Raw genomic sequence first — 18,965 nt, forward strand, 5'->3', positions numbered from 1 at the left:
CCCGTTCTAGGCAGGTCGAGGCTGCTGGAAAAGACAAATATGCCGTCCAAAGCCATCCGACAGCCCGCTTTCCCCAACCTGTGCGGCTGAACCGGGGCTTTTTAGAGCACTGCACGGAGTTTTTATGTCGCCGGGCGGCTACCCTGCGCAGGGACTGCTTGGTGCCGGGTCGATAATGGTCTTGATATAAGCCGCATTAACCGGTGATTAACCATGCGGGCCGAAGGTCGATTCGGCGAACAGCTGTTGATTTGAGGTCGCCGGATGCGGCTGGCGAGCGCCTGAAAACCACCACAATGCGGCTGGAAACCCGCTAAACCCCACGGGGTCGAACAAACCAAGGTCTGCGGCACAGTGATCCGTTTCGAGAATGTCGGCCTCCGCTACGGTATGGGTCCTGAAATCCTCCGGGATGTGACGCTGCATATTCCCGAGCGGTCGTTCCAGTTCCTCAGCGGCCCGTCCGGCGCCGGCAAGACGACGCTTTTGCGGCTGCTGTTCTTGTCGCTCAAGCCGACACGCGGGCTGATCACCGTCTTCGGCAAGGACCGCGCCCGCATCACCCGGCACGAATTGCCTTTGCTGCGCAGGCGCATCGGCGTCGTGTTCCAGGACTTCCGCCTGCTCGACCACATGACCACTTACGAGAATGTCGCCCTGCCGCTGCGCGTGCGCGGCCGCGAGGAGGCGAGCTACCGCACCGACGTGACCGAACTGCTCAAATGGGTCGGGCTCGGCGACCGCATGCATGTGCTGCCGCCGATCTTGTCGGGCGGGGAGAAGCAGCGCGCGGCCATTGCGCGTGCCCTGATCGAGCAGCCGGAAGTCCTGTTGGCCGACGAGCCGACCGGCAATGTCGATCCGCCTCTGGCTCGCCGCCTGCTCCGGCTCTTCATTGAGCTCAACAGGCTCGGCACCGCCGTCGTCATCGCCACCCACGATCTCGGCCTGATGGACCAGGTCGACGCGCGACGCCTTATCCTCAGCGGCGGCAGGCTAGACGTCTATGAGTGAGACCGTGGCCGAAGACCGCGAAGACGGCCTGCAGGAGGGCACAAGCCGCCCGCAGACGCGCGCGAAGCGCCGTGCCACACCCATCGTGCCCTCGCAAAACATTGCCGGCCGGGCGCTGATCCTGGTCATCGCGATCATGACGTTTTTGTCCTGCCTGACCTTTGGGGCGGTGTCGCTCGTCCGCGATACCGCTTCGATCTGGGAAAACCAGATTTCGCGAGAGGCGACGATCCAGATCAAACCTGTCGACGGGCTCGACATGGAAAAGGCGCTGCAGGACGTGTCCCGCATGGCGACGGATTTTCCAGGCGTGCGCGGCACCAGCATCGTCGACCGTGCCGCCACCACGCGCCTGCTCGAACCCTGGCTGGGTGCCGGCATCAACATTGACGACCTGCCCGTACCGCGCCTCGTCATCGTCACCCTGGACGAGGACAATCCGCCCGATTTCCAGGCGATGCGCGCTGCGATCTCGCCGCTCTACCCATCGGCGACGCTGGACGACCACCGCACCTGGGTCGACAGGCTGGTGGCGATGGCGCGCACCACCGTCACCATCGGCTTTTCGGTGCTGGGGCTGATTCTGGCCGCCACCGTGCTCTGCGTCGTCTTCGCCACGCGCGGCGCCATGGCCGGCAACGGCCATATCATCGAGGTTCTGCATTTCGTCGGCGCGGAAGCGCGCTTCATCGCCCGCGAGTTTCACCGGCATTTCCTGCTGACGGGGATGAAGGGAGCGGCCGCTGGCGGTGTCGCCGCCGTCATCGTCTTCATTGTCTTCTCCTGGTGGTCGTCGCGCAACCTCGCAACGCCGCAGGCCGACCAGGCAACGGCTCTGTTCGGCAACTTCTCCATCGGGCTCAATGGGTATCTGGGCGTGGCCGCCATTGTCGCCCTGATTGGATTTTTAACGGCGGCGACATCCCATTTGACTGTCGTGCGTTATCTCAGCGAGATCGATGTAAACCACCATGACGGGATGTGATCACGGATGACAACACGACGTAATTCAATGTGTCGATCCGGTCGTATCAAACGCCTCGTTTGCAGGCTAACGGTTAGGCCATGAGCCACGAAACGGCCGACGCGGACTATCTGCGGGGTCCTGAAAACGCTACCGGCACGAACCGGTCGCGGAAGCCTTTTCATGTGCGTTTTGTGTCTATCCTCATTGTCGTCGTCCTGTCGCTCGCCCTGGTGTTCTTCGGCGGCTTTGCTGCTTTTGCCACCTATGTCAGCCGCATGACCACCCCAGACAACCCGCCCAAGGCCGATGCGATCATCGTTCTGACCGGTGGTCAGTCGCGCATCGACGCCGCCGTCGATCTGCTCAAGTCGGGCAAGGGTGCGAGGCTGTTGATCAGCGGCGTGCATCCGGCAGCCGGGCGCAAATCGCTGCAGGCTGCGACCGGTGGCGACAAGAGCCTGTTTTCCTGTTGCGTCGACATCGATCATGCCGCGCTCGACACCATCGGAAACGCCGAGGAAAGCGCAAAATGGGTGCGCGACCATGATTATGACCAGGTGATCCTCGTCACCAACAACTACCATATGCCCCGCACGATGCTGGAAATGAGCCGTCTGCTGGAGGGCGCGGAACTGAGCCCCTATCCGGTGGTCAACTCGAAGCTCGACAATGGCGAATGGCTGACCAAGCCCGAGGCGCTGCGGGTTCTGTTCACCGAGTACAACAAATATTTGTTCTCGCTGGGCCGCGCCGTTCTGCCGTTGCGGCAGACGCCGGACGGTTTGAAGATCCTCGCCGCATCGCCGGATTGAATCAGCCGGTTTCCATTTCGAGGGGCATCGTGTAACGAGCGGGAAACCGCGCGGGCTTCTCGTTCATGCTGCAAATACGTTCTCTGGCTTTCAACGCCGCCTTCTACGCCAACCTGGTGCTCCAGATGATCTTCTGGACGCCCTATTACTTCATGTCGCCGCGCCACCGTGCCTGGTTCGTGCCGAAATTCTGGTCGCGCACCAGCCTGTGGCTGCAGGAAAAGATCGCCGGGACCAGGAGCGAGATCACCGGCATGGAAAACCTGCCGGCAGGCTCCTTCATCCTGGCGCCGAAGCATCAGTCCTTCTGGGATACGATTGCCTTCTTTCCCTATCTGCGCGACCCGCTCTACATCCTCAAGCGCGAGCTGACCTGGATTCCGTTCTTCGGCTGGTACATCCAGAAGATGCGGATGATCCCCGTGGACCGGGGCAAACGCGCCGCCGCATTGAAGAAGGTGCTGGTGCTGACGAAGAAGGAGATGGAGCACGATCGCCAGCTCATCATCTATCCCGAAGGCACCCGCCGGCCGCCCGGGGCAGAGCCGGCCTACAAATGGGGCATCGCCGAAATCTACGCCGCGCTCGGCATGCCGGTCGTTCCGGTCGCCCATGTCGCGGGGCTTTATTGGCCGCGCCGCAAGTTCCTGCGTCATCCCGGCATCATCAAGGCGCGGTTCCTGGCTCCGATCCCTCCGGGATTGGACAAGGAGGTGTTCATGCAGCGCCTGATCGCGGAGACAGAGGCCGGATGCGATGCGCTGCTGATCGAGGCAGCGCGCTCGGAAAATCCGCCGCCGATGCCGCCGACCGCAGTCAAGCGGCTGCAGGAACTCGGCGTGACGATCGGCTAGAGCCTTTCATGATTAGTTGGAATCGTTCTGCCGGAGGAAATTCGGGACAAGGTCGAGGGATGAGGCGAGGTCGTAGTGGTGCTACGGCCGAGTCGAAGCCCGAAGGATTTGGCCCGAATTAACCCGGCCCGAAGGGTTTCCCGCTGGCGGACACCCGGTACGTCGAGCCGCTTGGACGATGGAACCCCATCGACCTGCGGGCCTCTCCTGCCGGATTGTCTCGCCATCGGAGAAACAGAACTGTTTCCAACTAACCATGAAAGGCTCTAATCAGCCGTCCGACCTCTTCCAGCCAGTGATCGCGGATACCGAGCGCGCGGAGATGCTCCAGCGTGTTGAGTACATACTCCTCGTTCGGTCCGGACTGGCCGACCGCGCCGGATACGATGGCGGCTGCATCCGCCGGATCGAGATGCCCGGCATATTGCTCGTGATGGATGTCGGCGACATAGCAGATAGCCGGCGCGATTGTGCCGCTTGCAAGCTTCAACGGCAGGGTGCGCTCGAGATAGACGCTGGTGACCAGTTCGCGTTCGCGCAGATAGCCGACGACCTCGTCGCGCAGGTCTCCCGGCACACGAAAGGCGAGACCGACGCAGGAGCCTCCGCGATCCAGCCCCATGACGAGCCCTGGCCGTTCCGGCGTGCCGCGATAGATATGCGAATGGATGCAGAGTGCGCGCCTGAAGCCGAACAGACGCGCACGTTGCGTTTCGATATGTGCGAATCCCGGCCGCCACATCAGCGAGCCATAGCCAAACACCCAAAAATCGCCCATATCGCAGCACCAAACAACAGATAAGCGGAAAAGCCGCATCCACAGCCCTAGCGAGAGCCGCAGCATGCCGTCAAGGACCGCCCGGAAACCCAATTACGGCCGTCGTATCCTTTGGCTGACCGTGCTCGTCGTGGTGCTGTTCGGCGGCTATACCGCCGGCTGGCTCTGGTTGGCAGGCCGTATCGAGCGCGAGGTCGATGCGGGCTTGACACGTGTCAACAATGGCGACGTTGTCGCGGAATGTCTGAATCGCCGCGTCGAGGGATTCCCCATGCGCATCGGCTTGACGTGCGATGGCCTCGACTATCAGGACAACGGCCGCCGCATCGCGGCGTCCGCCGGTCGTTTCAGAACGGCGGCACAGCTGTTCCAACCGTTCCTGACCGTGGCGCAACTCGACGGCCCGCTGCGCACCGAGGCTCCCGGCATGGCGCCGCTGTGGATCGATTGGGATGACCTCAAGGCCAGCGTTCGTCTGGCCCGGCCGTTGCCGCAGCGCATTTCGCTGCAGGCCGAAGGCCTTTCCGTTCAGACCGATCCGGAAGAGGGCGACCCGGTCTTCCTGTTCAATGCCGGCACAATGGAGGGGCATCTCGTACCTACCGGCGACGATCTCAATTGGGCTGGTACGGTCAACGGCCTCGAGATCGACCAGAACATCTTGGGCGAGCGTACCTTGCCGCCTCTCGACGGCGCCAGTGATGTCACGCTCAACGGCGGCGTGCCGTTGCTGCTGGAGCGCCCCGGGCCTGAAGGGCTGCGCGGAAAATCGGGCATAATCCACCAGCTGCAGCTTTCGGCGGACGGCGCCAGCATTTCGCTCAGCGGTCCGTTTTCCATCGACCAGGACGGGCTGATCGACGCGCAACTGACGGTCTCATGGCAAAACACCGGAAAGCTTGGCGATGTCCTGGCGGGAGCCATCCCCGAACAGGGCAGCAATATCCGCAACATCCTGCTGGCGATCCAGGCGGGCGGCCAGACCCGCGCGCCCGTATCCATCAATAAGGGGCGCGTCGGTTTTTCATTCTTTACGCTGGCGAAAATCCCGCCGATTTGACCCGAACGCCTTAAGTGGGTGGAGGCGTTAACCTACTGCAATTGCAGCAGGCGTTCGAGATAGCTGCGTTCCAGGTCGGGGCTCAGCGCATTGCCGAGACGCTTGCGGATGGCTTCGAGGATCTGACGGGCGCGTTGGACGTCGATCTCGTCAGGCACAATGACGGAATCGCCGAAGTCCGGTCCGGTCGTGGCACGGGGGCGGCCGAGCGGGTCGCGGTCGGAGCTCTGCTGACGTCCGCCTTCCTGGCCCCCGCCTTCGTCGCCTTGCATGGCCTGCAACTGCTGCATCATGTCTTGCGCGCCTTGGCGCAACGCCTCCAGCGCGCGACCCTGTTCGCCAACGGCGTTCTCGCCTTCGCCGCGTCCAAGAGAGCCTTCCGCTTCGCCCATGGCCTCGCCGGCCTGGCCAAAGCCTTCGCCCGGCTGGATGCCCAGACCTTCAAGGCCTTTCTGCAAGCCCTGGAGATCCTGCTGCAACTGGCCCTGGCCTTCCTGCAACTGCCGCATCGCGTCGGCGAACTCTTCCGGCGTCATCGGCCGGCCCTGACCTTGCTGTCCCTGTTGGCCCGGCTGCTGCTCGCCCTGGTCACCCTGCTGGCCGCGCTGCATCTGATCCATGCGGTGGGTCTCGTTCATCATCTCCTGCTGGCGGCGCATGATCTCGCCCAGCTTGTCCATCTGCTGGCGCATCTCGCTGTTCTGCTGGCCTTGCTGACCCTGCTGCGGGCGCGCCATCTGCAGGTTGTTCATCATGTCCTGCAATTGCGACAGCAGTTCCTGAGCCTTGTCGCGGTTTCCCGACTTGGCGAGGTTTTCGATCTGGTCCATCATCTTATCCAGATCGCTCTGGCGCAGCGTCTGCATATTCTCCGGCATCTGCGCCTGGTTCTGATTCTGCTGCGACCGCTGGGCGAATTCGCGCAGAAACTCGTCCATTGCCTGGCGCAGTTCTGCCATGCGCTGTTCGATCTCCTCGTCGCTGGCGCCGTTTTCCAGGGCTTCCTGCAACGCCTTCTGGGCGGCCTGCAAGCGGCGTTCGGCATCCGAGAGCGAGCCCTGCTCAATGCCAAGGGCGATCTCCCAGAAATAGTCGACCACGCCGCGCAACTCGTCTTCGGACTTTGCCATATTGAGGCGGCTTCGCGCGCTCATGATGGCGAGATAGTTCGCAGTGTTGTCGAACGTGTCCTCCGGCCGCAGCGTGATCGCATCGATCAGGCCCATCACCTCCGGCTTGGCGTTGGCGTCGAGCCCAAGCATGCGGCGCTGCTCGATGACGGCGCGGGCCAGCGGGTTGAGGAATTGTTTTTCCGGCAGGATGAAGGTTTTTGTCTCGCTCCTGGCCTCCTGGCCGGCATCGTCGGTGGCGAGCAGCGTCAGGTCGACGGGAACGCCGGCCCAGACATGTTCGGTCAGGTCGCGCGTGGAGCGCGCCGGCTTGTCGCGATTGTTGCCGCGCGGCAGCGCCAAGGGCATTTCAGGGGCGGTATAGAGCGGACGGGCCCCGGGTTTCTGAGCGTCGGTCAGCTTGAAATCCGACTTGGCTGTGGCCGCGCCGTAATCGTCCTCAATGACATAGCTGAGTTCCAGCGTGCCGTTGGCGGCCTGTCGCGGTTCGCCGGCAAAACGGATCGCCGGGGCCTTGTCCGGGGTGACCGCGAAGTGCCAGCTTGCCAGGGTTTCGCCATCGGTGGCGAGCGCCAGCGTACCGTCGGTATCGAGTTTTCCGGTGAACTGGCGCGGTGCCGCTGACGGGCTTCCAGCAGGTGCCGGCGTGTCGGCCGCAGCGGCCATGGGGGGGATTTCTGCCGATTTTTCAGCCATATCCGTGAAGGTCAGCGTCTCGTTGCCCGGTCCGCCGGTTATCCGCAGCGCAAGGTCGCTACCTTCGGGCACGACGATTGGGGCAGGGTTCGGCTCGATATTGGCGGCAAGGAAAATCGGCGCCTTGCCGGTATAGGCAGGCGGCGTGATCCAGGCGTCGATGCGGGGGGGGACTGCCTCTGCGCCGCTGTGGGCGCGAAAGCCGTCTCGCAGATCGCCGCCCATTGGGCCGAAGGAAAAGGCAAAGGCTGCGACCAGAAGCAGGGCGACAGCCGACCGCAGGCCCCAGGGATCGCGCTCAGGCATGCCGGCGCGGGGCAGGTCGCCGCCGAGACCCTTGAGTTTGTCGGCCATGCGGCGGCGGTGTTCCTGCCACAAAGCTTGGGAAAAGCTGTCTTCATTGCCGGTCAGACGGTCGTGCTGGACCAGGACCGGCGTGTGTTCCAGTGCATTGGCGCTTTCGATGCGGCGGTCGATTTCGGTGCGGGCGGGCAGGCGGAGATAGCGCAGGGGATAGAGCGAACCGAGCAGAGCAAGTGCCGCGAAGCCCAGGAGCACCAGACGCGCCCACTCAGGCACGATGCGGAACACGCCGAGCCAGGACAGGCTGGCAAAGAGGCTAATTGTGATCAGAAGCGGCAGCACCAAGGGCCAGGCCCGCTCGACCAACAGCGTGGCACCTGTCAGGAAGCGCCGGGCGCCGAGGCGCGATGCGAGCGTATCGTGATTGCCTGTGCTCTGAGGTTCCGTCATCGGCCTTTCCGGGTGATGCGGCGTCAGGGACGCAGCTACTTTGTTAGAGAATAGCATCAATAGAGGCAAAGGCGAGGCGCGTCGCGAAATCGTGAAGAAGCAGCCGTGTGTTCACCCCGACACGTCAGGCGGCTTCCGACTTTTTCGCCGCGAGGCTGAGGCCTAGCGCCCGCATGACGCCGAGCTGGGTTGGCATCGCCGAAGTGGCCGACTTCGAGACGGTCAATGCGAACCTGTATCCGAACTCTCGCTCGGATATCTCTGAGGTTCTTCACCAATCGGAAAAAACAGCGGTCTTACGACCTTTTTTGTAAACTATAGTTTACAAAAAAGGTCGTCAATCACGGCGGTTTATCACCCGGCGCCACTGAGGGGCCTGGGCGGCACCGCAAGCGGCTCTCAGTCGAGCCAGGCGGGGATGGAATCGCGTCCGATCAGCTCTTCATAGGTTTCGCGCGGGCGGATGACGTGGAAGGCGTCGCCATTGACCAGCACCTCGGGAATCAGCAGGCGTGTGTTATAGGTCGAGGCCTGGACCGCGCCATAGGCGCCGGCCGTGCCGACGGCGATGAGGTCGCCCGTCTTCAGCTTCGGCAGGTTGCGGTCGTGCCCGAGATAGTCGCCGGTCTCGCAGACGGGTCCGACGATGTCGACATTCATGTAGGCGGCATCGGTCGCCGGCTGGATGACGGGCCGGATATCGTGGAACGCATCGTAGAGCGTAGGCCGGATCAGGTCGTTCATCGCCGCATTGACGATGAGGAAGTTCTTGGCATCGCCTTCCTTCACGAAGATCACTTCCGACACCAGGATGCCGGCATTGCCGACCAGAAGGCGGCCGGGTTCGAACATGATTTTCAGGCCGAGCCCGCTCATATGCTTGCGCACAATGGCCGAATAGGCGTCGGGCAGGGGCGGGGGATTGTTGTCGGTGCGGTAGGGCACGCCGAGGCCGCCGCCGACATCGACATGTTCGAGCGCATGGCCATCGGCGCGCAGCGTGCCGACCATCTCCGCGAGCAGTGCGAAGGCATCGTCGAAAGGCTGCAGATCGGTGATCTGACTGCCGATATGCATATCGATCCCGGTGGCCTGCAGGCCGGGCAGTCCGGCGATGCGGGCATAAACCTCGCGGGTGCGCTGCCATGGAACACCGAACTTGTTCTCGGCCTTGCCGGTCGAGATCTTCTTGTGCGTCTTGGCGTCGACATCGGGGTTGATGCGCAGCGAAACATGGGCTGTCTTGCCCAGCGCGGTGGCGCGGGCGGAGAGTTGCTCAAGCTCCGGCTCGGATTCGACGTTGAAGCAGAGAATGCCGGCTTCCAGGGCGAAATCCATCTCGCGAATGGTCTTGCCGACGCCCGAAAACAACACCTTGTTTGCAGGAATGCCGGCAGCGAGCGCCCGGCGCAACTCACCCTCGGAGACCACGTCGGCACCAGCGCCAAGCCGGGCGAGGGTCTTCAGTACGGCCTGGTTCGAATTCGCCTTCATCGCGTAGCAGACGAGCGAATCGAGACCGGAAAAGGCTTCCGAGAAGACGCGGAAATGGCGCGTCAGCGTGGCCGTGGAGTAGCAGTAGAACGGCGTGCCGACGGCAGCCGCGATAGCCGGTATGGACACGTCCTCGGCGTGGAGCACGCCGTCGCGGTAATCGAAATGGTTCACGGAAGAAGGCTCGCGGTCAGATCAGCGGATCGAGGATGAACGGCTTGTCTACGACCGGCGGTTTGGGCTCGGGCGGCAGCGGCTGGCCTGCGCTCCGCGCGTCTTTGCGGGCCTGGATACCGGCCTCATAGGGTGTATCGAGCGGACCTTTGCGGCCACAGGCGGAAACCAGCGCCAGTGCCGCCACCATTGCCGCCGTGCCCAGAAGCTTGCCTGCCGTCATCGTCCGATCCATCCGTCTTTGTTCATAAAAGGCTCTAGCCGAAATCCGCGTGCAATGCACCCCGCTATCAGGCTTTTGCCAGCCGCTTCTTCCAATAGCGAATCTGCTTGCGGACTTCCGCGGGCGCAGTGCCGCCGAATGAGGTGCGGCTCTTCACCGAATTCTGTACCGAAAGCACGGAAAAAATGTCGTCGGTGATGCCGTCATGGATCGACTTGAGATCGTCCAGCGTAAGCCTTTCCAGTCCGACCTTCTTCTCTTCGGCAAGCGCTACGGCGCGGCCGGTGACGTGATGCGCCTCGCGGAACGGGATGCCGAGCACCCGCACCAGCCAATCGGCGAGGTCGGTGGCGGTGGAATAGCCGGAGCCCGCGGCCCTCTTCATCGCATGGTCGTTGATCTGCATATCGCCGACCATGCCGGTCATGGCAGCCAGCATCAGGTCGAGCGTTTCAGCGGCGTCGAAAACGGCTTCCTTGTCCTCCTGCATATCCTTGGAATAGGTCAGCGGCAGGCCCTTCATGACGGTGAGCAGGCCGACCAGATGGCCGGTGACGCGTCCGGTCTTGGCGCGCACCAGCTCGGCGGCGTCGGGGTTCTTTTTCTGCGGCATGATCGAGGAGCCGGTGGAGAAGCTGTCGGACAGGCGGACGAAGCCGAATTGCGGCGTCGACCAGATGACGATCTCTTCGGCGAGGCGCGACAGATGCGTGGCGGATATGGCGGCGACTGACAGGAACTCCAGCGCGTAGTCGCGGTCGGACACGCTGTCGAGCGAGTTGCGGGTGGGTTCGCGGAAGCCGAGCTTTTCGGCCGTCATGTGGCGGTCGATGGGGAAGCCGGTGCCGGCAAGCGCGGCCGCTCCCAGCGGGCTCTCGTTCATGCGCTCGATGGCATCGGTGACGCGAGACAGATCGCGGGAAAACATCTCGACATAGGCCATGCAGTGGTGGCCGAAGGTCACGGGCTGCGCGGTCTGCAGATGGGTGAAGCCGGGCATCACTGTGCCGGCGTGCTCCTCGGCGCGCTCCAGGAAGGCTGCGATGAGGCCCTTGAGCGCTGCGGCGACACGGTGGAACTCGTCCTTGACCCATAGGCGGAAGTCGACGGCAACCTGGTCGTTGCGCGAGCGCGCGGTGTGCAGGCGGCCGGCGGCGGGGCCGATCAGTTCGGCCAGCCGTGCCTCGATGTTCATGTGGATGTCTTCGAGGCGGGTGGAGAACTCGAACGAGCCGTCCTCGATTTCTCGCAGGATCGTGTTCAGGCCGCCTTCGATTTTGAGTTGATCCTCAGCCGAAATAATGCCCGTGTGCGCCAGCATCTGGGAGTGGGCGACGGAGCCTCTTATGTCCTGGGCGTAGAGCTTGCGGTCGAAGCCGATCGAGGCATTGATCGCCTCCATGATCGCGGCCGGGCCCGAGGCAAAACGTCCGCCCCACATCTGGTTGCTGGCCTTCTTGTCGCTCATCGTGGTAACCGGGCTCCGGAGAATTTTTGACTATGTCCGATCGCAGAAAACTGTTTCCCGCGTCGCGCCTGATCGTCCTGTCAGCCCTGGCGGGCATATTGGCCGGCGCGCTGGCGGTATATGTCACCGGAAGCCCTTCTGGCAACAATGCAGGGCCGCAAGTCGCAACCGATTCGTCGGATGCGGGCGACAAGCAGTGCGCGGCCAAGGTCGAGACAGCGAAGACCGTTGCCGCGGCGGCCACCGGCGAGGTCGCCGCGATGCTGCCGGCCGATCCGCCGGTGTCGCTGGCGTCGCTTGCCTTCAACGGTCCGGACGGTAAGCCGATGACCGTCGCCGACCACGGCGGCCGCACGCTTCTGGTCAATCTGTGGGCAACATGGTGCGCGCCGTGCCGCGCCGAAATGCCCGCGCTCGACAAGCTCGAGAGCGAGATGGGCGGCGAAAGCTTCGAGGTCGTGGCGATCAATGTCGACACCGGCGACGATGCCAAGCCGAAGAAGTTTTTGCAGGAGACCAACGTCGCCGCGCTGGGCTTTTACCGCGACAGCACGATGAAGGTGTTCAATGACCTGAAGGGCAGGGGACTGGCGCTCGGCCTCCCTGTGACGCTCCTGATCGACAAGGACGGCTGCCTCATCTCCCATATGAACGGCCCGGCGGAATGGGCCAGCGCCGATGCAAGGACGCTGGTCGAGACCGCGCTGGCGCGGTGAGGCTTGATCGGCGGCAATTGTCCCGCAGCCGATCAGCGAGTGTCGACGGGTTCCAGCAGCCTGACGTGCTGGGATCTGCGACTGACCATCATGCAGCCTCGGAAATCTCCCAAAGCCGTTTCGCGTGTTCCGCATCGACGGCGTAAGAGGCCACACCTTTGCGATCCTCTCCTCCGGTATATACTGACGCAACGTTGCAATCCTCAAGGTAAACGCCGCCGAGGTCGCTCAATAAGGGGCTGGCGGCAGCCCAGACACTGGTCGCGGCGCCCTGTTCCGGCGTTTTCATTCCTCGTTCCGGGTCGACACGCCTGTTGCCATTTTCATCGGTGGCGTTGAAGCTGGCAATATCTTCCTGGGACAAGTGCCGAGCCAGTTCGGTAAGAATTTGGCCCGGGTGCAACGAGAATGCACGAATCCCTGCGTCTTTGCCTCGTTCATCAAGCTCGACGGCGAAAAGAGCGTTTGCCGTCTTCGACTGTCCATAAGCCGTCCAACGATCGTAAGGGCGCTTCAAAAAATCCAGATCATCGAAATCGACACCTGCAATTTGGTGTCCGCGCGATGAAACGCTTACCACCCTGGCGCCCTGAGCCTCGATCAAAGCCGGCCAGAGCGCTTTCACCAGACGGAAGTGGCCCAGATGGTTCGTTGAAAACTGTCCCTCATGTCCGGCATCGTCACGAAAAAGCGGCGTCGCCATCACGCCCGCGCTGTTGATCAATATTGAGAGCCTATGACCTTGCTCGATGATCCTGCGTGCGAAATGCTCGATGGAGGCGCGGTCCGTCAAATCCATTGTCTCGACGACGACGCGATCGAAGCCGGCCAGTGCAGCTTTTGCCCTCTGCGGATCGCGAGCCGGGACGATCACATCGGCGCCGATAGATGAAAGAGCTCGCACGGTCTCAATTCCCAGACCGGAATAACCACCGGTGACAATCGCTGTCTTTCCAGACAGGTCATGCCCCTTCACCACCTCGGCCGCTGTCGTGAATGCATCGAATGGCGAATTTATAGCTTTCTGGTGGGTCGACATGTCAAATCTCCATGAGAAGTATTCATATCGCTGCAGATAGAGGTTAGACGGTGAGATGAACCAGCTTCAAAAATCCAGATTTTCATCGTGATCGTCCAAGAACAATCCCACGACGCCCTTTCGGATATTTTGACGGCCATTCAGGCGCGTGCGGTATGCTCCATTTCGCTTGTCGCGGGCGGAGACTGGGCAATACAGTTTCCCATGCCGGCCCAGATCAAGTTCAATGCCGTTCGCCGCGGTGCCTGCTGGCTGTTGGTCGGAGGCCAGGAACCGGCCCTTTTGTCGTCAGGGGACTGCGTGGTCATCGCGCAGTCGGCCTTCACTCTCGCCAGTGGACCGTCGATAACCCCGATACCGGCACGCGAAATCTTCGGCGAAAACAGCATGGCTGCCCAGATCGGCGAAGGCGATGGTTTTTCCATCCTCGGTGGAAGCGTAGCGGTCGATAAAATCGACGGTCTTTTCCTGGCCCAAGCCTTGCCGCCGACAATGGTCATTCGTGGCGGCAGTGCCGCATCGATCTCTTGGCTGCTGTCAGAACTCGATCGGGAATGGGACAGCGGGGCGCCGGGCGCGCGCCTGTTATGCAACGATTTGTTGCGCATCATCTTCATTCAGGTTCTGCGCAGCCGCATTGAATCGGGGCTCTTGCCGGCTTCGGGCTGGTTCGCGGGGCTCGGAGATCCACGGATAGCAAGAGCGCTGCATGCGATCCATGCCGATCCTGCGCGCTCGTGGACGGTTGAAGCGCTTGCCCGCCTGGCTGGACAGTCGCGATCTGCTTTTGCCGCGGAATTTCGTCGTCGGCTCGACCAAGCCCCGATGGACTATCTCACCAGTTGGCGCATGCGTCTCGCTGCCACGCACCTTCGCAGCACGACTTTATCTATTCCCCAGATTGCATCCAAGCTCGGCTACGACTCCGATAGCGCCTTCAGCGCGCGTTTCCGACGCGTACAAGGAACATCACCCGCACAATATCGCCGAAGCCACCGGCTGTGATCGCCGATATCTTGCAACACCGCGAACCACCATCAACCCATCACTCCTTCACCGCGGCCTAATCGTCCCACCAAGGCCGCCGGTTTACCCGAAATTTCGTTTTTCTTTCGAATATGAAAGCCGGTTTCCCCTGCGGAATGAAAACCCTTTAAATCCAGCAGCGGCCAAGAGTGTTGGAATCGTTGTGAAAAAACCGAAAGCAATACGAATTTGGTGTGAATAGTCATCCGAACGTAACAAAACGGTTGTGGCGCTGTCATAATCCGACAATACTGGTGCCTGCGAAACTTAACCCTTTCGCCAACCAGACCGGGAGCGAGACAATGAAAGCCTATGGCGTAGCGGCAGGCCTTGCCGCGACAGCATCCCTCTTTTACAGCACCTCCGCCTTCGCCGTGACCGAGATTTCATGGTGGCACGCCATGACCGGCGCCAACAACGAAGTGGTGGAGACGCTTTCCAAGGAATTCAACGAAAGCCAGAGCGAATACAAGGTCGTTCCGGTTTTCAAGGGCACCTATCCCGAAGCGCTGAACGCCGGCATCGCCGCATTCCGCGCCAAGCAGGCGCCGGACATCATCCAGGTCTTCGACGCCGGTACCGGCGTGATGATGGGCGCTGAAGAGGCTATGAAGCCGGTCGCCGACATTCTCTCGATGGGCGGCAAACCGTTCGACAAGAGCCAGTATCTCGGCGGCATTGTGTCTTACTATTCGAAGCCCGACGGCACGATGCTGTCGTTCCCGTATAATTCGTCGTCGCCGATCCTCTACTACAACAAGGACGTGTTCCAGAAAGCCGGCCTCGATGCCGAAAACCCGCCCAAGACCTGGGCCGAGGTTTGGGACGCCGCCAAGAAGATCAAGACCAGCGGCGCGGCCAATTGCGGCTTCACCTCGACATGGCTGACCTGGATCCAGACCGAGAACTTCGCTGCCTGGAACAACCAGCAATACGGCACCAATGAGAACGGAATCGCCGGAACCGACGTCGAGCTGAAGATCAACGCGCCGGTCTTCGTCAAGCACTTCCAGGATCTGGCCGATCTGGCCAAGGACGGCACGTTCAAATATGGCGGCCGCACGTCGGAAGCCAAGCAGCTCTTCCTCTCCGGCGAATGCGGCATCATGACCGAATCCTCCGGCGGCCTGGGCGACGTGGTCAAGTCGGGCATGAACTACGGCACCGGCTCACTGCCTTACGAACAGGGCGTCGAGGGCGCTCCGCAGAACACCATCCCCGGTGGCGCTTCGCTCTGGGTCTTCGCGGGCAAGTCGGACGAGCAGTACAAGGGTATCGCTGCGTTCTTCGAGTTCCTGTCGCAGACCAAGATCCAGTCGCGCCTGCATCAGGTTTCCGGCTACCTGCCGGTGACGCTGGCTGCTTACGAGGATACCAAGGCTTCGGGCTTCTACGAGAAGAACCCGGCGCGCGAAATCCCGATCAAGCAGATGATGGGCAAGGCTCCGACGGAGAATTCCAAAGGCGTCCGCCTCGTCAACCTGCCGCAGGTCCGCGATATCATGAACGAGGAATTCGAGAAGATGCTCGCCGGTCAGCAGACTGCCCAGCAGGCGCTCGACAGCGCGGTCGAACGCGGCAACAAGGCAATCCAGGAAGCGCTGGGGAATTGATGCAGGCTGTCACCCTCCCCCTTGTGGGAGGGTCGGCATAGAGCGTTGGGGTGGGGTTGAGACAGTGTCTGTCGAGCCCCCACCCTGCTTCATAGTCTTCACTTCGTTCAGACTGTTCGTCGACCCTCCCCGCAAGGGGGAGGGTAAAAGGAGCCGAGCCCTTTGTCCCCACGCGTGGTCTTTCCCAACAAGGTCCTGCCCTATCTACTGGTCGCGCCGCAGCTGGCGATCACGCTGATCTTTTTCTACTGGCCCGCCTCTCAGGCGGTCTACCAGTCGACGCTCAGGGAAGACCCGTTCGGGCTGAATTCCAAATTCGTCTGGTTCGACAATTTCAAGCGCGTCTTGAGCGATCCCGGCTATCTCAACTCGCTGCAGGTAACGGCGGTCTTTTCGGTCTCCACCGCCTTCGTCTCCATGGCGGTGGCATTGCTGCTTGCCGTCATGGCCGACAAGGTCATCAAGGGACGTGGGCTCTATCGCACGCTGATGATCTGGCCGTATGCGGTGGCGCCCGCCATCGCCGGCATGCTGTGGCTGTTCCTGTTCAGTCCGTCCATCGGCTCGCTCGCCATCGGCCTGCGGTCGCTGGGCATCCGCTGGGACCCGCTGCTCAATGGCACGGATGCGATGATCCTGGTGGTCTCGGCGGCTGCCTGGAAGCAGATCAGCTACAACTTCCTGTTCTTCGTCGCCGGCTTGCAGGCGATCCCCAAGGCGCTGATCGAAGCGGCTGCCATCGACGGTGCGCGCGAGACCAAGCGCTTCTGGACGATTATCTTCCCGCTTCTGGCGCCGACGACCTTCTTCCTGCTCGTGGTCAACACCGTCTATGCGCTGTTCGACACGTTCGGCATCATCCATGCCGTGACCGGCGGCGGCCCGGGCCGCTCTACGGAAACGCTGGTCTACAAGGTCTATAGCGACGGCGCGCTGAACCAGTTGATGGGCGTGTCGGCGGCGCAGTCGGTGATCCTGATGGTAATCGTCATCGCGCTGACCGCTGTCCAGTTCCGCTATGTCGAACGGAAGGTGCATTATGGTTGATACACCCGTCGCCGTGGCACCGGGGAAAGCCACATCGACCGCCGCCGTGCTCGGGCGCAAGGAAGACGGCGCCATGCTCGGCGTCAGTCGTTCGTCGCGTTATATCGCGCATGCCGTCCTGATCCTTGGCATCGTCATCGTCGCCTTCCCGATCTACTATACCTTCGTGGCGTCGACCCATACGCTGCAGACGATCCTGCGGCCGCCGCTGCCGCTGCTGCCAGGCGACCAGTTCTTCGAAAACTATTCGGAAGCGTTGTTCGGCGGGGTCGGGCGTATCGGCGGCGTCGCCGTCAGCACGCTTCTGTTCAACACCATGGTGGTGGCGCTGGCGATCGCTATCGGCAAGATCATCATTTCGATCCTGTCGGCCTATGCCATCGTGTTCTTCCGCTTCCCGTTCCGCATGGTGTTCTTCTGGATCATCTTCATCACCCTGATGCTGCCGGTGGAAGTGCGCATCATGCCGACCTACAAGGTGATGTCGGATCTCGGGCTGATCGACACCTATACGGGGCTGACGCTGCCGCTGATGGCGTCGGCCACCGCGACACTGCTGTTCCGCCAATTCTTCCTGACCATTCCGGGGGAACTGGTCGAGGCCGCGCGCGTCGACGGTGCCGGGCCGTACCGGTTCTTCAAGGACATCCTGCTGCCCCTGTCGCGTACCAATATCGCTGCCCTCTTCGTCATCCTGTTCATCTATGGCTGGACGCAATATTTGTGGCCGCTGCTGATGACCAACAGGAACGACATGAACACCATCGTCATCGCGCTGAAGAAGATGATCTCCTTCGCCGATGCCGATACGCAATGGCATCTCGTGATGGTCACATCGATGCTCGCCATCATCCCGCCGATCCTCGTGGTGCTGCTGATGCAGCGCTGGTTCGTGCGCGGTCTCGTCGATACGGAGAAATAACCAGCATGGCCACTGTCGACCTCAAGGATGTCCGGAAAGTCTATGCCGGCGGGGTGGAGGCCGTGAAAGGCGTATCCATCGCCATTCCCGACAAGGCGCTGTGCGTGCTCGTCGGGCCGTCGGGCTGCGGCAAGTCCACGCTCCTGCGCATGATCGCGGGGCTGGAAACCATTTCTTCGGGCGAAGTTTCCATCGACGGCAAGGTGGTCAACACTGTCGGGCCGACCGAGCGCGACATAGCCATGGTGTTTCAGAACTATGCGCTCTATCCGCATATGAAGGTCTACGACAATATGGCTTACGGCCTGCGCAACCGCGGTACGCCGAAGGACGAGATCGACCGCCGTGTGCGCGATACCGCAAAGACGCTGGAACTGGCGCATCTGCTGGATCGGCGGCCGCGCGAACTCTCAGGCGGCCAGCGGCAGCGCGTTGCGATGGGCCGCGCCATTGTGCGCAACCCGAAAGTCTTCCTGTTCGACGAGCCATTGTCCAACCTGGACGCCAAGCTGCGTGGGCAGATGCGCGTCGAGATCAAGAATCTGCAGCGCTCGCTGGGCGTGACGTCGGTTTATGTCACCCACGACCAGCTCGAGGCGATGACGCTGGCAGACGTGCTGGTGGTGATGAATGGCGGGCTGGTCGAGCAGGCGGGTGCGCCGCTCGACATCTACGAAAAGCCGGCTTCGACCTTCGTGGCAAGCTTCATCGGCGCGCCGCCGATGAACCTGATCGCGCTTGCCGGCAACGCGCTGCCGGAGGGGACCAAGCTGGTTTCTCCCGTGCCGCCGAGTGCCGCGACCCTGGGCTTCCGGCCCGAGGATGTCGAACTCGCCGATGCCGCGCATGACGCGGCGGACGGCATGGACCTGGAAGCGCAGGTGGAAGCGGTTGAGCCCGTGGGCGCGGAAAGCTTTCTCTACAGCGCAACCGGTGGCGGTCGCATCGTGGTGCGGGTGCCGGGGCGGGCCATAGCGCAACCGGGCGATCGCCTGCGCGTGCTGGTTCCGGCCGACAAGCTGCACTGGTTCGATCAGGCCGGCAAACGGGTCGGCTAAGCGCAATCAATTTTCGGCGGTGTGAAAAAATGGCAGTGGAACAGCTGCCGTTTCGCCGTCACGGCGTGCATCTGTTGCGATGAGTTTGCGGCTTATAATTGCAGATTATGTCTTGTTGAAA

Annotated in this window: 17 protein-coding genes; 11 read left to right on the forward strand and 6 right to left on the reverse strand. The window is 62.0% G+C overall.

Going from position 1 to position 18,965, the window contains the following annotated elements; all coding sequences use genetic code 11:
• Window positions 1-354 precede the first annotated feature (354 nt).
• The 4 genes from ftsE (at window position 355) to ICI42_RS21805 (ending at window position 3,647) form a co-directional block, all read left to right on the forward strand.
• The gene (gene ftsE, locus ICI42_RS21790) at window positions 355-1,014 is read left to right on the forward strand and encodes a cell division ATP-binding protein FtsE (protein WP_188166715.1); all 660 of its coding nucleotides are present in this window, start codon (window positions 355-357) and stop codon (window positions 1,012-1,014) included.
• On the forward strand, window positions 1,007-1,999 hold the full coding sequence (locus tag ICI42_RS21795; RefSeq protein ID WP_188166716.1) for a cell division protein FtsX: 993 nt from the start codon (window positions 1,007-1,009) through the stop codon (window positions 1,997-1,999). Before ftsE ends, ICI42_RS21795 begins: the two co-directional genes overlap by 8 nt.
• Before the next feature lie 80 nt (window positions 2,000-2,079).
• A complete protein-coding gene (locus tag ICI42_RS21800) occupies window positions 2,080-2,793 on the forward strand; it encodes a YdcF family protein (RefSeq protein ID WP_188166717.1) in 714 nt (237 codons plus the stop codon).
• A gap of 65 nt (window positions 2,794-2,858) precedes the next feature.
• The gene (locus ICI42_RS21805) at window positions 2,859-3,647 is read left to right on the forward strand and encodes a lysophospholipid acyltransferase family protein (RefSeq protein ID WP_188166718.1); all 789 of its coding nucleotides are present in this window, start codon (window positions 2,859-2,861) and stop codon (window positions 3,645-3,647) included.
• Window positions 3,648-3,897: 250 nt separating this feature from the next.
• Here ICI42_RS21805 and ICI42_RS21810 read toward each other — a convergent pair whose 3' ends face one another.
• Window positions 3,898-4,425, reverse strand: coding sequence for a gamma-glutamylcyclotransferase (locus ICI42_RS21810; protein WP_188166719.1), 528 nt, complete (start codon window positions 4,423-4,425; stop codon window positions 3,898-3,900).
• A 64-nt stretch (window positions 4,426-4,489) separates the two neighbouring features.
• Here ICI42_RS21810 and ICI42_RS21815 point away from each other — a divergent pair, with 64 nt between their 5' ends.
• Complete coding sequence (locus ICI42_RS21815; protein ID WP_188166720.1) at window positions 4,490-5,485, forward strand: DUF2125 domain-containing protein; 996 nt, start codon at window positions 4,490-4,492, stop codon at window positions 5,483-5,485.
• Window positions 5,486-5,517: 32 nt separating this feature from the next.
• Here the strand turns inward: ICI42_RS21815 and ICI42_RS21820 are convergent, their stop codons facing one another.
• From ICI42_RS21820 to argH, 4 genes are all read right to left on the reverse strand, one after another.
• On the reverse strand, window positions 5,518-8,064 hold the full coding sequence (locus ICI42_RS21820) for a TIGR02302 family protein (RefSeq protein ID WP_188166721.1): 2,547 nt from the start codon (window positions 8,062-8,064) through the stop codon (window positions 5,518-5,520).
• 399 nt (window positions 8,065-8,463) lie between these two features.
• Window positions 8,464-9,732: a diaminopimelate decarboxylase gene (lysA, locus tag ICI42_RS21825; RefSeq protein ID WP_188166722.1), complete on the reverse strand. Its 1,269-nt coding sequence runs from the start codon at window positions 9,730-9,732 to the stop codon at window positions 8,464-8,466.
• A 16-nt stretch (window positions 9,733-9,748) separates the two neighbouring features.
• Window positions 9,749-9,955, reverse strand: coding sequence for an LPS translocon maturation chaperone LptM (gene lptM, locus ICI42_RS21830; RefSeq protein ID WP_188166723.1), 207 nt, complete (start codon window positions 9,953-9,955; stop codon window positions 9,749-9,751).
• 67 nt (window positions 9,956-10,022) lie between these two features.
• On the reverse strand, window positions 10,023-11,423 hold the full coding sequence (gene argH / locus ICI42_RS21835; protein WP_188166724.1) for an argininosuccinate lyase: 1,401 nt from the start codon (window positions 11,421-11,423) through the stop codon (window positions 10,023-10,025).
• 32 nt (window positions 11,424-11,455) lie between these two features.
• On the opposite strand from argH, the gene tlpA reads away from it, so the two are divergent.
• Window positions 11,456-12,139: a thiol:disulfide interchange protein TlpA gene (tlpA, locus tag ICI42_RS21840; protein ID WP_188166725.1), complete on the forward strand. Its 684-nt coding sequence runs from the start codon at window positions 11,456-11,458 to the stop codon at window positions 12,137-12,139.
• Window positions 12,140-12,227: 88 nt separating this feature from the next.
• On the opposite strand, the gene ICI42_RS21845 is transcribed toward tlpA, so the two are convergent.
• Entirely contained in the window at window positions 12,228-13,178 is a 951-nt protein-coding gene (locus ICI42_RS21845) for an oxidoreductase (RefSeq protein WP_188166726.1), read from the reverse strand.
• A gap of 87 nt (window positions 13,179-13,265) precedes the next feature.
• Between ICI42_RS21845 and ICI42_RS24215 the strand changes: the two genes are divergently transcribed.
• From ICI42_RS24215 to ugpC, 5 genes are all read left to right on the forward strand, one after another.
• The gene (locus ICI42_RS24215; protein ID WP_330999222.1) at window positions 13,266-14,183 is read left to right on the forward strand and encodes an AraC family transcriptional regulator; all 918 of its coding nucleotides are present in this window, start codon (window positions 13,266-13,268) and stop codon (window positions 14,181-14,183) included.
• A gap of 323 nt (window positions 14,184-14,506) precedes the next feature.
• Entirely contained in the window at window positions 14,507-15,817 is a 1,311-nt protein-coding gene (gene ugpB / locus ICI42_RS21855) for a sn-glycerol-3-phosphate ABC transporter substrate-binding protein UgpB (protein ID WP_188166727.1), read from the forward strand.
• Window positions 15,818-15,979: 162 nt separating this feature from the next.
• Window positions 15,980-16,864, forward strand: coding sequence for a sn-glycerol-3-phosphate ABC transporter permease UgpA (gene ugpA / locus ICI42_RS21860; protein ID WP_188166728.1), 885 nt, complete (start codon window positions 15,980-15,982; stop codon window positions 16,862-16,864).
• 73 nt (window positions 16,865-16,937) lie between these two features.
• Window positions 16,938-17,786 (forward strand): sn-glycerol-3-phosphate ABC transporter permease UgpE, encoded by an 849-nt coding sequence (gene ugpE, locus ICI42_RS21865; RefSeq protein ID WP_188166762.1) that lies wholly within the window; start codon window positions 16,938-16,940, stop codon window positions 17,784-17,786.
• Between the two features lie 5 nt (window positions 17,787-17,791).
• A complete protein-coding gene (gene ugpC, locus ICI42_RS21870) occupies window positions 17,792-18,844 on the forward strand; it encodes a sn-glycerol-3-phosphate ABC transporter ATP-binding protein UgpC (protein ID WP_188166729.1) in 1,053 nt (350 codons plus the stop codon).
• Window positions 18,845-18,965: the final 121 nt, after the last annotated feature.

The sequence above is a fragment of the Oryzicola mucosus genome, assembly GCF_014534685.1.
Taxonomy (GTDB): Bacteria; Pseudomonadota; Alphaproteobacteria; order Rhizobiales; family Rhizobiaceae; genus Oryzicola; species Oryzicola mucosus.

Excerpts from the sequence above, each read along its gene's own strand:
- ICI42_RS21795 (WP_188166716.1), top strand. The coding sequence starts at position 1,007 with ATGAGTGAGACCGTGGCCGAAGACCGCGAAGACGGCCTGCAGGAGGGC.
- ICI42_RS21800 (WP_188166717.1), top strand. The coding sequence starts at position 2,080 with ATGAGCCACGAAACGGCCGACGCGGACTATCTGCGGGGTCCTGAAAAC.
- ICI42_RS21805 (WP_188166718.1), top strand. The coding sequence starts at position 2,859 with ATGCTGCAAATACGTTCTCTGGCTTTCAACGCCGCCTTCTACGCCAAC.
- ICI42_RS21810 (WP_188166719.1), bottom strand. The coding sequence starts at position 4,425 with ATGGGCGATTTTTGGGTGTTTGGCTATGGCTCGCTGATGTGGCGGCCG.
- ICI42_RS21815 (WP_188166720.1), top strand. The coding sequence starts at position 4,490 with ATGCCGTCAAGGACCGCCCGGAAACCCAATTACGGCCGTCGTATCCTT.
- ICI42_RS21820 (WP_188166721.1), bottom strand. The coding sequence starts at position 8,064 with ATGACGGAACCTCAGAGCACAGGCAATCACGATACGCTCGCATCGCGC.
- lptM (WP_188166723.1), bottom strand. The coding sequence starts at position 9,955 with ATGACGGCAGGCAAGCTTCTGGGCACGGCGGCAATGGTGGCGGCACTG.
- argH (WP_188166724.1), bottom strand. The coding sequence starts at position 11,423 with ATGAGCGACAAGAAGGCCAGCAACCAGATGTGGGGCGGACGTTTTGCC.
- tlpA (WP_188166725.1), top strand. The coding sequence starts at position 11,456 with ATGTCCGATCGCAGAAAACTGTTTCCCGCGTCGCGCCTGATCGTCCTG.
- ICI42_RS21845 (WP_188166726.1), bottom strand. The coding sequence starts at position 13,178 with ATGTCGACCCACCAGAAAGCTATAAATTCGCCATTCGATGCATTCACG.
- ugpB (WP_188166727.1), top strand. The coding sequence starts at position 14,507 with ATGAAAGCCTATGGCGTAGCGGCAGGCCTTGCCGCGACAGCATCCCTC.
- ugpE (WP_188166762.1), top strand. The coding sequence starts at position 16,938 with ATGCTCGGCGTCAGTCGTTCGTCGCGTTATATCGCGCATGCCGTCCTG.
- ugpC (WP_188166729.1), top strand. The coding sequence starts at position 17,792 with ATGGCCACTGTCGACCTCAAGGATGTCCGGAAAGTCTATGCCGGCGGG.